We start from the raw sequence: 13748 nt of genomic DNA on the forward strand, positions 1-13748 counted from the left end.
GACCTACTTGATGTTCTTTCTAAGCCATTTTTCCATCTCGCGAACCGAGTCGTAATCGGCATCTTTCGGGATTACGAACCGGTCGACCTTGATGCCGGCGAGAATCCGCCTCCCTTCGGGATCCTCGTGCATGGTCAGGAAGATGTGCCTGATGCGCGCTTTGAGCACCGGGTCGAGGTCGCCGCGGGTGACTATGGGGGGGATGCCGTAGCGGGGCGATTTGGCGATGATCTTCGTCTGGCTGGTGAAGCGGGGATCCTTGCTGGCGGCGTAGTTGTAGATCAGGCTGTCCACACTCGCCCCGGCGACGATCTTTTTCGCCACCGCTTCGATCGCCTTGTCATGCGTTCTCGTGTAGATGATCTTGCTGAAGAACTTCTCAGGGGGAACGTTAAAGCTTTTGCCGATCATGTACGCGGGGGCAAGCCTGCCGGTATTGGATTTGGGATCGGTGAACGCGAAACTCTTCCCTCTTAGTCCCGCGAGATTCCTGATCTTGCTGCTGCGATGGGTGATGATGTAGGCGTAGTAGAAGGGTTCTCCGTAGGACTGGGGCGCCACCAGCAGCTCGGCCCCGAACTTCTCCTTGTCCATGACGTAAGGTCCGGAGCAGACGAAGGCGAGCTTCAGCTCCCCGCTTTCCAGGAGCCGGTCGGTCTCCTCGTAAGTGCGCTTTTGCACCATCTCGACCGGCCGCCCCAGTTTCTTCCCGACATAGTCGATGATCTGGTCGTAATACTTGACCGTCTCCTGCGGAGAGATCATCGCGGCGACACCGAACTTCAAAGGCTCGGCGCAAAACGCTTCAACGTCGGCAAGACAGAGAGTGGAGATGACAGCGAAGGCAATCAGAAGTGCTTTCATTACGTCTCTCCCAACTTCCACTTTGGTTTTGGCTGGTGCTCGGATGAACCTGGAGACGAAAGACAAGGCATAGATCATACGCTGAGACAGTCTAACATGATAATCATGTTAATCAACGTGACTTTATTACAGGTCTCCCGTCATCTCCTGCAGGAGATAGAGCTTCGGGTTCACCTTGCGGACGCATTCAATCACCTCGCGCAGCATCTCTTCATCCAGTCCGCACTCCTCGTCGATGCCCTGGAAATAGGGATAACCCTTCGGGAGCGGCGTGAGGGCGCCGTCGCGCAAGAGCATCACGTCTACCAGGTCGTTCACCCTCCCTTCCGCCTCCCACGGGTCGCGGTAGTTGAACTGACGCGCCACCACGTGGAGCCCCATGCCGTTTTCGAAGATTGCCTTCACCTCGAAGGAGAATTCGCGCGGCGCGCTGTAGTTCTCGCTGCGCCCTGAGCGCACCATCACCTGGGCGCCCGCCTCCCTCAATATCTCTCCTACCGATTCGGCGGTCATCGGTGTCGAGTTCGTCTCTTCCATCATTTAAACCTCCAGTCTCATTTCGATGCCCCAGGGGGCCGGCTTCTCCCCCTCCGCGGTGAGCACCCAAAGGGTGGGCAGTTCCATCCGTTCCGGGACGGGGCCGATGCCGTCGGTGAGGTAGATCACCGCGGCGGGCAGGGGATGCATGGTCTTCGCGTACTCGAAGACGGGGCGCAGGTCGGTGAACCCGCCGCCGTCGTAGCGCTCCGGGACGAAGGCGCTCCCCTTGAACGCCTCGACGCGCTGAATGCGGCTGTTCGCGTAGAGGACGGTGATCGCGGCGTCGCGCCCGCGGGCGATCTGCAAAAGCTCGCGGGCGAACGCCTCGCGCAGCTCGACGACGTCGGTCGAGTCGCTGACGTCGATGGCTACCAGCAGGGTCAGGCGGTGCCGTTTTCTGCTCCCAGGGGTGTCGTGCTCGAAGCGCCGGTGTTCGCGCATCCAGGTGCTCGTCTTCCCGATCCTTCCGGCGGTGGCGACGAACTGTCTGAGCACCTGTCGCCAGGGGATGGGGGAGGGGCGCAACAGGGCGTCCACCACGGCGCGCAGTTCGGCGGGGGCTTCGCCGTCGCTGCCGCGCAGGCTCTCGCGCGTCACGGCGCGCAGCATCTCCTCGGCAAGCGGCAGCGGCGTGCTGTCGGCGTCGCTCCAGACGGCGTGGTCGTCCACGGTCGCGGCTGCCGCGGGGTCCTTCCCGGCGCCGGAAGCCCCCTGGACGTCCCTGGCCTCGTCGCCGAACCCGCTGCCGGAGAGGTTGCCGATGTCGAAGGGGCGCACGAGTTTCGCGTAGTACTCCTCGGCGGCGAGCCCGTTGGGAAGGTCGAACTGGGCCGGGTAGACCGCCCCATCGGGAAGCCCCGGCGTGTCCGGATTGATGGCGAGATCGCAGCAGAGGTCCCAGTCGTGGGCGTTTTTCCCTTTGCCGCGCAGCATGTGCAGGTGCAAAAGGTGCTTCACCAGGTGCTCCAAAAGCGCCTGCTGCTCGGAGGCGGCGAGCAGGCCGAAGGGGCCGGGATCGACGGCCAGGGTGGGGGTGCCGTTTCTGATGGTGACGCCGGCTGCCTTTCCCTTGAGCGGCGCCTCCTCGCGGCGCAGGTTCAAAAGGAAGTGGCCGTAGAAAGGGCGCTCCTTCAAAAGGCGCACCACGGCGTTTTGCAGGGTGCCGGGGGACACTTCTTACCCCGCCTGCGCGCTGATGGCCTGCATGGCCTCGAAGATGACCGCGTCGTGCTTGTCCTTCACCAACAGCAGGGCGACCTCCGGGATCTTCAGGAGCGACTTCACGAAACCGAAGCGCAGGTCGCGCGGCAGCACGGCGATGAAGGCAACCAGGTTCTCTTCCTGCTCCTCGGTGAGCGACGGGGAGACCTGGAGCAGGGCGGTCAGGTCGTTGATGGTCGCCGCCTGGACGTCGTCACGCTGCGCCTCGGCCCGTTCGGCCACCTCCGCCCAGGCGTTCAGGATCTCCTCGGCGGTGACCGGCCTTCCCTTGCGGTCGGAGAGCCAGCGCATGAAGGCGATGGCCGCCTCCTTTCCGACGATCCCGGAATAGACCTCCATCTCGAGCTCGGCGGGGAAGCGGCAGTTCTTCTTGAGGACGCTGACCATCTCCCAGGCGCGCTCGCTCGGTTCCACCTGCATCTCCATCGGCATCCCCTGTTTGGCGAGGAAGCCGTGGTTGCCGGCCAGAAACTGCCGCACTTCGCCCGCGAGCTCGCGCTGATGCGCGTAGCGCGCCCAGCATTGGTAGTCTGTTTCCACGAAGAGCATCACCATGCGGTCGATGAGCGCACGGTCGAGAGTCGCCACTTGGTAGCTCCCGTCGGGCGGGTTGATGCTCACCACGACCTTGTGGCGTCGGGAGAGGGTATGGGTGTGGATGGCGCGCAGCATACCTTCCGCCGGCGGCTCCACGAACTGGAAGATCGCCTGGAGGGTGTCCTCCTGCTGGGCACGGTTCAGCTCGTCGCAGTGGATCACCGTTTCCGGCGCGTCCTCGGCGGGAAGCCAGGAGGGGCGCGACCAGTGCATCACGTCGCCGTTTCTGAAGGGGATGCCGACCAGGTCGCCCACCTCCATCTGCCCAAGGCGCAGCGACACGTACTGGCGGTCGAGCTCGCGGCAGGCCTGGATGATCCCTGCGCTCTTGCCGACGCCGCGGTGCCCGACGACGCATGGGGTGAGGTCGGTCTTGGAGAGAATTTCTTTTACAACCGTCTTCATCTGTTCAATATTCATGGCAGCCTGAACCTTTCCTGCTCTTGAAGTTGAAACAAACCGATATCTTACACAGATTCATGAGAAGGTGGAAGGGGGTAAATTGGATTTTGAATTGGACGAAATTAATTTAGTTGCTAGTATTACCGCTGTCGTTCAAACCCAAAGGGACGGAGGAGCACGGTATGGGACACAAGGAGTGCGAAGGAGGGGGGATGGCGAGCCTGGTGATCGGCGGTCTGATCGGCGCCGGACTTGCGCTTTTGCTCGCCCCGCAGACCGGGAAGAAGACGCGGAAGTATTTGGCCTCGCTGGCGGAGGAGATGAGCGAGAAGGCCAACGACACGGTGAGCGAGTTTGCGGAAACCGTTTCCGACTTCGTGGAGAAGGCGACCGACCGCGCCGCCGAGTTCGTGAAGGAGAAGGAGACGCTCACCAAGGAGTCGAAGAAGATGCTTCTCGCCGCGCTGGAGCGGGCGCAGGAGAAACTGGAAGAGCAGAGAAAGAGGCTTGAGGATAGCATCTAACGAGCAGCACACATCAAACTACTGGAGGTGCAAACATGGCAAAAGAACCCTGGGTGGATCAAGACGTCTGCATCAGCTGCGGGCTTTGCACGGACAACGTGCCGGAAGTATTCCGCTTTGCCGACAACGGCAAGGCCGAGGCATACGATCCGGTCGGCGCTTCCGAGGACGCCATTCAGCGCGATGCCATCGACGTTTGTCCGGTTAGCTGCATCCACTGGCGGTGACGCCTGTAAGGACCGCGTCAGGAAAGTGAAATGAACAGGGCCGTACCATCTTGCCGGGTGCGGCCCTTTTTTTGCGCTATTCCGAAAATCACCCGCCTGCCATCCCTCCGCCGTTCCAGCCGCCAGTTGTCAATCGGCAATCGTCCATTGTTAATCAGGCATCCTCGAAGTGCGTTCCCTTGCGACACCAGCGCCCGCCGCTCACGATGGAGGAGAGGGCTCCCTCGCGCTCGACGGTGTCGGCGCGCACCGAGAGGTAGACGTGGATCGGGATGAAGGCGAGGAAGATCCACATGACGAACTGATGCACCAGGCGGACGTACTGCACGCCGACCAGGTCGTCGAACATGACGAAGTAGCGGAAGACGAGGTTCCCCGGGTCGTAGAGGGCGTAAAGGGCGAAGCCGGTGAAAAGCGCCAGGAGCCCCACCCCGAAGATGGCGGTGTAGGCCACCTGCTGCAGCGGGTTGTGGCCTATGTAGTGGGGAGGGCGGTCGAAGCGGCAGAAAAGGTAGTTGAGCGCCACCTGCACCAGGTTCTTCAGGTCGCGCATCCGGACCGGGAAGAGGGCGTACCAGCGCTGGAACTGGTTCGAGGCGAGGAAGAGTCCGGCGATGCGCAGGATCGCGGCGCACAGAAGAAGCCACCCCGCCACGAAGTGCACGAGCCTGAGCCAGCTGAGGTAATTCGTGAACCCCTCCGCCCCCCCGTAGACCAGGCGGCCGCTTCCCATCAAAAGGCCGGTCGCGGAGAGGATCAGGATGAGAAAAACGGAGAACCAGTGCAGCACGCGCAGCTGCCAGTCCCACACCGGGACGTATCGGAATTCGGCGGGCTCCTCGATGCGCCTGCTCTTGCGCCTGGTGGCGCGCACCGGGATGTAACCCAGGAATTCCCAGCGTTCCGACCCGTCCGGAGCGACGCTCCCCCTGCCGATGCCGAGGGCGCGGAAGCCGTGGGTCATGCGCATCTCCGCCTGCATCTCCGCGCGGTAGCGCGTCGCCTCGTCCGGGTGGCAGAGGTAGAGGATGCCGTCCACCTCGCCGCGGGCGATCATCACCTCCTCGCCGCTGTCGACGCGGCGCACTCTAGCGACGCTCCGGGCAAGCTGCGGCTCCAGCGGGGTGAAGGCTAGCTGTTCGTAGTGGCGCAGGTCCTCCTTCTTCGAAGCCGCGCTCAAAAGGGCGAGGTCGACCGGATCGCCGGTCCCGAAAGGGGCGCCGAGCGCTGCGGCGATGAGGAGTTCCCGCTTCTTCTTCCCGCCAAACGGCACCGGGTCCTCGAGCTCGATCCGTATCTCGGATTCAGGTATGTCGTAGAGACTCATCGCACCTTCACCTCCACCCCGCCACCACCGGGCACCAGCACGTGCACCGCGCAGGAGATGCACGGGTCAAAGGAATGGATGGTGCGCAGCACCTCCAGGGGGCGTTTCGCGTCCAAAAGCGGATGCTTTCCGCCCCCGGCCAGCGCCTCCTCGTAGGGGCCGCGCTGGCCGCCGGGATCGCGGCCGGAGCTGTTCCAGGTGCTAGGCACCACCGCCTGATAGCGCACGATACGGCCGTTTTCGATCTCGATCCAGTGCGAGAGGGTGCCGCGCGCCGCCTCCATGAACCCCATCCCCTGGGCCTGTTTCGGCCAGGTCGAGGGCTCCCACCGCTCCTTGTTGAAGGTGGCCGTGTCGCCGGACTTTATCCTCTCGTTCAACTGGGCGAACCACTGATCCATGCGCCTGGCGAGGATGACCGATTCAAGCGCCCGGCAGTAAGTGCGCCCGAGGGTGGAGTTCAGAGCCTCGATGCCGGCGCGGAGCTTTCCGAGCCCCTCTTTGGCGAGCTGCACCGTCTCGGCGTGCCCCTGTGCTACGGCCACCATGATGCGGGCGTTCGGCCCCACCTGCACGGCACGTCCGTCGTAGCGCGGCGCCTTGCACCAGGTGTATTTCGGCCGGTCTGAAAGCTCCTTGAAGGGGGGCTTTGGACCGGTGTAGTGCGGCTCGGTTTGCCCCTGCCAGGGGTGCAGCCCCTGCCGGTCCCCCTCTGGCTGGCTGTACCAGGCGGAGGAGACGAACTCGGCGAGCTTCTTGGGATCGAAGGGGTGTGCCGTGCCGTAATTGCCGTCCATGAGAAGGGCGGCTGGGAAGACCCCTCCCGCCGGAGCGCCCGAACAGGACCAGGCGCTCTCGCCGGTGGCCATGAGGTTCGGGGAGGAGGCGCCGATGGCGGCGTAGTCCGGGTAGAAGGAGGCGATGGCGAGGACGTCGGGGTAGTAGACCTCGAGGACGAAGCGTTTGGCCTGATCGATCATCCCGGCCATCTCGTCGAGACGCACCTGGTTCACCGTGATCTGGTTGTTCAGGTTGATGGAGCAGGCCATCCCGCCGACCAGGTAGTTCGGGTGCGGGTTCTTCCCGGCGAAGATGGTGTGCAGCCGGATGATGTCGCGCTGCCAGGAGAGCGCCTCCAGGTAGTGGGCGAGCGCCATGAGGTTCGCCTCGGGGGGGAGGCGGTAGGCGGGGTGCCCCCAGTAGCCGCCGGAGAAGATGCCGAGGCCGCCTGCCGCGGACGCCGCCACGCGCTTTTGCACCTCCGCGTACCAGGTGGCGGAGTTGTTGGGCCAGGGGGAGACGGAGGCGGCCAGACGCGAGGTGGCGGCTGGATCGGCCTTCAGCGCGCTCATAACGTCGACCCAGTCGAGGGCGTGCAGGTGGTAGAAGTGCATCACGTGGTCCTGCAGCGTCGCCATCCCGGAGACGAGGTTTCTGATCAGTTCGGCGCAGGGGGGGATCTTGCACTTGATGGCGTCCTCGACGGCGCGGATCGAGGCGATGGCGTGCACCCCGGTACAGACGCCGCAGATGCGCTGCGCGAAGGCCCAGGCGTCGCGGGGGTCGCGCCCCTGCAGCACGCGCTCGATGCCGCGGAACTGGGTGGCGCAGGCCCAGGCGTCGCCTATCCTCCCGTTGTCCGCTTCCAGCTCGATGCGCAGGTGCCCCTCGATTCGGGTGATGGGATCGATGACGATTCTCTCGCTTGCCATTTCACTTCTCCTTTGACCTCAAAAGCTCCAATGCAACCACACCTCCCCCCGGAGGGCTACGGCCCGCAGGCGGGGGCGGGGACCCGGCGGCAAAGTGCACAAGAGAGGTTGCATTCCGCGAGTCCCCCTCTCCCTCCGGGAGAGGGTGCCCAAAGGGCGGGCTTGCCCACCGTAGCATTTCCTATGCGAAGGCGGGTGAGGGCGTTGCCACGAAGTGAGGACGGTGAATCTGTCGACGCCCTCACCCTAGCCCTCTCCCGGAGGGAGAGGGGATGTAGCGTGCCTTTGCGTCAAGTCTTCTTGTCCTGTTCCTCCCGCTTTTCCGTATCCCCAAGGACCGCGAGGGGGAGGGTCTCGGGGCGCGCCTTCTTCGCGCGTTTTTTTGCGATCACCGTCGCGGCGGAGTGGACGGCGACGCCCCCCACCGAGGCGGCGACGGCGGCGATGCCTATGGTGTTGGCGGTCGCCTCGACGCCCAGCCCGGGGACCATGAAACCGGGGAGCCTGTCGTAGAAGGGAGTCATGCGGTCGTAGAAGTGGCGCTCGGTGCAGCCGAGACAGGGGTGCCCCGCCTTGATCGGGAAGCTCTGCCCCATGTTCCACTCCACCGTGGCGCAGGGGGCGAAGGTCGCCGGCCCCTTGCAGCCCAAGCGGTACAGGCAGTGCCCCTGGCGGGCGTTGTCGTCGTCGAAGCTGTCGGCGAACTGGCCGGCATCGAAACTCGCCCGGCGCGGGCATTTATCGTGGATGCGCTGCCCGTAGGCGAAGAGGGGGCGGCCGTTGCCGTCCAGGGGGGGCGGGTGACCGTAGGCGAGGTAATAGGTGAGGGTGGCTGTGATGGTTTCGGCGATGGGGGGACAGCCGCTTATGTTGACGACGGGACGGTCGGTGATGACGTCGGAGACGCCGACGGCACCGGTCAAGTTGGGGGAGGCGGCCTGCACGCAGCCGTACTCGGCGCACGCGCCGACGGCGATTACGGCGCTCGCCTTTTGGGCCGCGCGCTTCAGGACGTTCAGGGCGGAGTCACCGCCGATGGTACAGTAGGCGCCGTCGGCATTGAGCGGCACCGAGCCGTTCACGAGCAAAAGATGCGGCCTTCCCTCGGCTTCCTTCAGCACCTCCTCCGCGGCGGTGCCGGAGGGGGCCATCAGAAGCTCGTTGTAATCCAGGGAGATCTGCTCCAGGACCAGACGGTCCACCGGGCTGCTGCCGGAGCGAAGCAGGCTCTCAACGCATCCGGTGCACTCCTGGAGCTGGAGGTAGATGACGCTTGGGCGCTTCGCCCCGGAGAGCCTTTCGGCCACGTCCTTGGCGAAGGCCCGCCCCCCTCCGGGAAGCGACGCTGCGCCGAAGAGCACCGCCATCCTGCCGCAAAAAGAGAGAAAATCCCTCCTCGTCACCCCGCGCCGGGCCAGGTAATCCCTGAACCCTTCGCCGCCTGACCAACCGCCATCCATGGACTCGTTCATCTTCGTTCTCCGCCTCCGTTTCCCTGCCCTGGGGAGGGAAAGGTCGTGTGATTGAGAACTGCACGGCCATTGGGAAAGTCACCTGATCTTTCCAATGAATTTAAAGGAAAGATTAACCCTGAAGGGGAAGATGTCAAATTAGACCGAGAACGCTTTTGAGACGCGGAACCCATCGAATCGATGGGAGACTTTATTTTCGAGAAGCCGACGCTATACTCTTCTGATTGAAATTTTCTAATATTTCTGCCGTTCAAGCATCGCTTCAAAATCACTTTAATGGGAGAGGTGGCCGAGATGAACAAGGGTGCAGCGCCGCGGACCGCGCGCCACGCGTTGGTCGTTCTGCTGGTCTCCGTTTTACTGCTTGTTGCCGCAACGTCGCGCGCAGCCGATCCTGCGGCCGCCATGCAGGCGTACTGCAGCGTGCCGCCCTTGCCCGGGCTCGGGGTGAGGCCGAACCTTTTGCTCATGCTGGACAACTCAGCCAGCATGTACGACCTCGCCTATACCGATCCCAAGCTCTTCTGTTTCGACGACACCTTCAATGCGGCCGGCTCCTATCCCGGCTACTTCGATGAAAAGAAGGCGTACCGCTACGTCACCTCCGGGGGATACTTCACCGCCACCACCGACAGCATCGCGTCGAGCGGTTGCAACCAGGCCCGCGCCGATTTCCTCTGCGTCAACATCAAATCCAAGAAGGTCGACACCTTCCTCGCCACTGGAAAGTTCCTGAACTGGCTGACGATGAGCAAACTCGACCTTGAAAAGCTGGCCTTGACCGGTGGGAAGTACGACCCGGGTACCGGCATGCTGCAGGGGGAATCGCGCGGCTGCGTGGGGAAGCGCTACGTCAAGATGGTGTACGACGATAAAGGTACCCCCCTCCCTGTCACCTTCGGCGTGCGCGGGCCGATCCCCTCCGAGCCGGGCTACGTCTCCCAGGCAAGCCACGGCGGGCCGACCCGCATCGATATTTATCCGGCGGTTTATCGGAAGGATGAATGTCTGGACGCGGTGAAGAAGTGGCAGGAGAGCGCATCCGTTGATCAGCTCTCGAATGCCGCGGCGCTCTGCATGGGGGGGCTCTACGACAACTGGGGCATCCCGACGCCGGGCAAGATCTTCACCGAGACCTTGAGCCTTTGTTATTCTCGCGGGACCGACTTCGGGTTTGAGGACACCGGTGACATCCGCAACGACTGCATCAATCGCTATAGGAGATACACGCTGCCGACACTGCTCCGCGCAGGTGTCGGAGAGGACATCTGCGCGGCGAAGGTCTACCACAACCCGCGCTTTTACAACAACAACGTCCATACCACGGGATACCTGGGAGAGTGCACGCAGGGGTCGGGGTTCAGCATTAATGAAGCCTGCGGACTCAACACGATCAAGGATTACTGCAGGGAACTCTCCGACCCCTGGCTGAGCGATCCCTCGGCCAATGCGAACCGACCCTCAACCGACGCGGCGCTTCCCTCCTTCATCCTCGACGCCGGCATTACGAACCTCGGTGCTCCGGTTGCGACCATCGTGGCGCGTCTGGCCGCGGATGCGCCGCCGTCGGGGCTCATCCAGCAGTTTGCGGCCGAGATCAACTTCGGGGCCATCACCTTCAACGACGACGGCGCCCGCTCCGAGTGCGACCAGGGGGGGGGAATCCGCTGCGTAAGCCGCTGCAGCGGGGACCCCGTCCCGCAGAGGGAATGCGGCGTCGCCTCGGACTGCGACACCAAGGGGCCCTGTCTTACGGCAGCACAGAGCGACGGCGGCAACATCATCTCCTATGTCAACCACTCGCCGGTCGGGGACCATGCCTCCGGGCTTGTCGCCGCCATCGACGCCATCAGGGGGACCTCGTGGACCCCTCTGGCGGAGACCCTCTACGAGAGCATCGGCTATTTCGCCAACAACGCTTCCTACCGGTTCCAGTCCGCGGATTTCGACGTCGCCAAGCCCCCCTCCATGTACAGCTGCCAGCGCAACAACGTCCTCATCGTCACCGACGGGATGTCCACGGCGGACCGTGCCCCGGCGTTGAACGCTTTCGTCGCCGACGCGGTTGCCAAGTGGTCCGGTGCGGGCGGCCTCCCCGCCGGAATGACCACGGCGCCTGGCACCCAGGCTTCGGCCGCCCCCCCCTACCAGGGAAGCTACAACCTGGACGAGGTCGCCTGGGTCGCCAGGCACCGGAACATCTTCGACCTGGCCCAGGCGCCGGCCCGCCCCAAGGAGTACATCACCACCCACGTCGTCTACACCGGCCCCCCCTGCGGCGGCTACAACCCGGACGGGAGCTGCGCCACCGCCGACGAAGGTGTCCCCGAGAAGCTGATGCAGCTCACCGCCGGAAACGGCGGGGGGAGCATGAAGAGCGTCAAGGACCTCCCTGCCCTTCAGGGGGCGTTGAAGGGGATCTTCCTGCAGGTGATCGGCGGCTCCAGCGTGGGCGCCGGCTCGTCGCTTCTCTCAACCGGAGACGGCAACGGCGCGCTTTACCTCCAACCAAGTTTCTTTCCCAACAAGAGCTACGACGGTGGAGGGAGCGCCGCGGCCTGGACCGGTGAGTTGCAGGGGCTTTGGTACTACATCGACCCCCTTGTCGGCACCAGCGGCGCCGCAAGCAGCGTGCGCGAGGACACCGACGGCGACAAGACCCTCGACCTGAAGCAGGACCGGGTGGTCCGTTTCGAGATGCCGACCCCGCTCGGAGAGGCCCGGGCCACGCTCCTCACCGACCGTGACGGCGACGGCAAGGCAGACGTCCCGCAGCCCGCGGGGTACCCGCTTTCCGTGGTGCCGGAGGCGGTGCAGAGCCTTTGGCGTGCGGGGCGCCTGCTCTGGGCGCGGGCTCCCTTGGGACGCACGCTGTACACCCAGACCGACGGGGCGACGCTCGTCCCGTTTCTCGATACCTCGGTCGACGCCTACCGGGAGCTCCTGCAGGCGAAGGACCAGGCGGAGGCACAGCAGATCGCCGCTTTCGTCAAGGGGGTGGACGACCCATCCGGGAGCGGCGGAGCCCCGACGCGGGAGAGAAGCCTCAAGGCCTACGGCGCCGCGCAAAGCCTCGTCTGGAAACTGGGCGACATCGTTTCCTCCGTCCCTGTGGTGCAGTCGGCGGTGCCGCTCGGCAGCTACCACCTCCCCGCGCCGCGCGGCTACGGAGACATCTCCTATGCGAAGTTCGTCAACCAAAGCGGCGGGTACGGGAAGCGGGGGACCGTCTACGTCGGCGCGAACGACGGGATGCTGCACGCCTTTAGGTTGGGGGCGCTCAAGTTGCACCCGGACGCCGGCACCACCTGGCCGGCAGGGCGCAAGGCGCTCCTTGCCGGGAGCAGTCTCGGGGAGGAACAGTGGGGCTTCATTCCGAAGAGCGCGCTTCCTTATCTCAGGTACCTGAAAGAGCCGCTCTACCCGCACCTGTACTATGTGGACGGCACCAGCACCCTGGTCGACGCGAGCATAGGCGATCCGGCGACCTGCAGCCGCGGCGACTACTGGAACTGCGCCAAGGACGAGCGGGGGGGGAGCAACTGGCGCACGGTGCTCGTCGGCGGGATGGGGCTCGGCGGCGCGAGCCGCCCCTACGGCACCGACTGCGCCGACCAAGGGAACTCCTGCGTCAAGGCCCCCGCCGCCGGTGTCGGCGGGCTTTCCTCATACTTCGCCCTGGACGTCACCGACCAGAGCGTCGAAGGGGGCGCCCCGCGGCTTTTGTGGGAGTTCTCCCACCCGGAAATGGGTTTCGCCACCTCCGGCGCGGCCATCCTGCGCGTCAAGACGCGCCGCGCCCTGGGGACCGAGGTGATCCACGACCCGGACCGCAACGGGCGCTGGTTCGCCGTGTTCGCCTCGGGCCCCACGGGCGCCGTCGACCGGGGGACGCGCCAGTTCACCGCCATCTCGGACCAGAATCTGAAGCTCTTCGCCGTCGACCTGAACGCCGCCCCCCCGTTCGTCGAGGGGCGCAACTACTGGGTGATCGACACGGGGATAGCCAACGCCTTCGGCGGCAGCATGGCGGGCGCGGGAATCGACTCGGACAAGTGGAACTCAGGCGCTGCAAACAAGGGGCAGTACGAGGACGAGGCGCTCTACGTGGGTTACAGCCGGCCCACGGCCTCCGGGTGGACCGGCGGGGTGTTGCGGCTCTCAACCGGTGAAGACCCCAACCCGGCCGCCTGGAAGACGAGCCGGGTGATCGATGGCGTCGGCCCGGTCACCGGCGCGGTGGCGAAGCTGCAGGACCGGCAGTACAAGAGGCTTTGGCTCTACTTCGGCACCGGGCGGCACTTCCACAACCAGGACGAACCGCAGGCGGCACGCGGACTATTCGGCGTGCTCGAGCCTTGCTACAGCAGCGGTGACAACGCGCTCCGGGTGAACGACGTCTGCACCGCCGCAATGTCACGGGACGACCTGACCGAGGTGACCGATGCCGCGAAGGTCGTCCCTCCCGGACAGCAGCAGGGGAACTACCGGGGGTGGTGGATCGCCCTCGACGGGGCGTCCCATGCGCTGGGAAGCGAGCGGGCCCTCGATTCACCGGCTTCCGTCACGAGCGGCGCGGTGTTCTTCCCCACCTTCAAGCCCCCCCTCGACCCGTGCGAAGAAGGGGTCTCCTACCTCTGGGGGGTGCACTACAGCACCGGGGGGGCGGTGGGCGCCGTCTCCGGGCAGGCGGTGCTCCCGCTCTCCAACGGTTCCGCCGCCGACATCGACCTCTCGGGCTTCACCGACCGCGCCGGGCGCCGCAGCGCGCCCCTTCCCGGCAAGGCGGTGAAGCCGCGCCTGGTGACCAACAGCGGACTCAAACCCATCAAGAGAATCATCCACATGCAGGAGCGTTAGGT

General features: G+C 64.7%; 10 protein-coding genes. 3 read left to right on the plus strand and 7 right to left on the minus strand.

The features are described 5' to 3' along the window. Positions 1-3: 3 nt before the first annotated feature. The 4 genes from D6Z24_RS15740 to D6Z24_RS15755 form a co-directional block, all read right to left on the minus strand. On the minus strand, positions 4-864 hold the full coding sequence (locus D6Z24_RS15740) for a substrate-binding domain-containing protein (RefSeq protein WP_129127561.1): 861 nt from the start codon (positions 862-864) through the stop codon (positions 4-6). Positions 865-990: 126 nt separating this feature from the next. Further along, on the minus strand, positions 991-1401 hold the full coding sequence (locus tag D6Z24_RS15745) for a hypothetical protein (protein ID WP_129127782.1): 411 nt from the start codon (positions 1399-1401) through the stop codon (positions 991-993). 3 nt (positions 1402-1404) lie between these two features. Further along, the gene (locus D6Z24_RS15750; RefSeq protein ID WP_129127562.1) at positions 1405-2577 is read right to left on the minus strand and encodes a vWA domain-containing protein; all 1173 of its coding nucleotides are present in this window, start codon (positions 2575-2577) and stop codon (positions 1405-1407) included. 3 nt (positions 2578-2580) lie between these two features. Beyond that, positions 2581-3642 (minus strand): hypothetical protein, encoded by a 1062-nt coding sequence (locus tag D6Z24_RS15755; RefSeq protein WP_129127563.1) that lies wholly within the window; start codon positions 3640-3642, stop codon positions 2581-2583. Positions 3643-3806: 164 nt separating this feature from the next. Here D6Z24_RS15755 and D6Z24_RS15760 point away from each other — a divergent pair, with 164 nt between their 5' ends. Both D6Z24_RS15760 and D6Z24_RS15765 read left to right on the plus strand, forming a co-directional pair. Then, entirely contained in the window at positions 3807-4148 is a 342-nt protein-coding gene (locus D6Z24_RS15760) for a YtxH domain-containing protein (RefSeq protein ID WP_198419567.1), read from the plus strand. A gap of 35 nt (positions 4149-4183) precedes the next feature. After that, positions 4184-4375: a ferredoxin gene (locus D6Z24_RS15765; protein WP_129127564.1), complete on the plus strand. Its 192-nt coding sequence runs from the start codon at positions 4184-4186 to the stop codon at positions 4373-4375. Between the two features lie 154 nt (positions 4376-4529). Here the strand turns inward: D6Z24_RS15765 and D6Z24_RS15770 are convergent, their stop codons facing one another. The 3 genes from D6Z24_RS15770 to D6Z24_RS15780 form a co-directional block, all read right to left on the minus strand. Then, on the minus strand, positions 4530-5702 hold the full coding sequence (locus D6Z24_RS15770) for a cytochrome b/b6 domain-containing protein (RefSeq protein ID WP_129127565.1): 1173 nt from the start codon (positions 5700-5702) through the stop codon (positions 4530-4532). Then, complete coding sequence (locus D6Z24_RS15775) at positions 5699-7414, minus strand: nickel-dependent hydrogenase large subunit (protein WP_129127566.1); 1716 nt, start codon at positions 7412-7414, stop codon at positions 5699-5701. Before D6Z24_RS15775 ends, D6Z24_RS15770 begins: the two co-directional genes overlap by 4 nt. A 290-nt stretch (positions 7415-7704) precedes the next feature. Beyond that, positions 7705-8886 carry a hydrogenase small subunit gene (locus D6Z24_RS15780; protein WP_129127567.1) on the minus strand — a complete coding sequence of 394 codons (1182 nt, stop codon included), beginning with the start codon at positions 8884-8886 and terminating at the stop codon, positions 7705-7707. A gap of 294 nt (positions 8887-9180) precedes the next feature. Here D6Z24_RS15780 and D6Z24_RS15785 point away from each other — a divergent pair, with 294 nt between their 5' ends. Then, positions 9181-13746, plus strand: a complete 4566-nt coding sequence (locus D6Z24_RS15785; RefSeq protein ID WP_129127568.1) for a pilus assembly protein — start codon at positions 9181-9183, stop codon at positions 13744-13746. Positions 13747-13748 lie beyond the last annotated feature (2 nt).

Source organism: Geomonas oryzae (assembly GCF_004117875.1).
Lineage (GTDB): Bacteria > Desulfobacterota > Desulfuromonadia > Geobacterales > Geobacteraceae > Geomonas > Geomonas oryzae.

Bases quoted from the DNA above. Each gene is read 5' to 3' on its own strand.
- D6Z24_RS15770 (WP_129127565.1), bottom strand. From the start codon at position 5,702: ATGAGTCTCTACGACATACCTGAATCCGAGATACGGATCGAGCTCGAG.
- D6Z24_RS15775 (WP_129127566.1), bottom strand. From the start codon at position 7,414: ATGGCAAGCGAGAGAATCGTCATCGATCCCATCACCCGAATCGAGGGG.
- D6Z24_RS15745 (WP_129127782.1), bottom strand. From the start codon at position 1,401: ATGGAAGAGACGAACTCGACACCGATGACCGCCGAATCGGTAGGAGAG.
- D6Z24_RS15760 (WP_198419567.1), top strand. From the start codon at position 3,807: ATGGGACACAAGGAGTGCGAAGGAGGGGGGATGGCGAGCCTGGTGATC.
- D6Z24_RS15740 (WP_129127561.1), bottom strand. From the start codon at position 864: ATGAAAGCACTTCTGATTGCCTTCGCTGTCATCTCCACTCTCTGTCTT.
- D6Z24_RS15755 (WP_129127563.1), bottom strand. From the start codon at position 3,642: ATGAATATTGAACAGATGAAGACGGTTGTAAAAGAAATTCTCTCCAAG.
- D6Z24_RS15780 (WP_129127567.1), bottom strand. From the start codon at position 8,886: ATGAACGAGTCCATGGATGGCGGTTGGTCAGGCGGCGAAGGGTTCAGG.
- D6Z24_RS15785 (WP_129127568.1), top strand. From the start codon at position 9,181: ATGAACAAGGGTGCAGCGCCGCGGACCGCGCGCCACGCGTTGGTCGTT.
- D6Z24_RS15765 (WP_129127564.1), top strand. From the start codon at position 4,184: ATGGCAAAAGAACCCTGGGTGGATCAAGACGTCTGCATCAGCTGCGGG.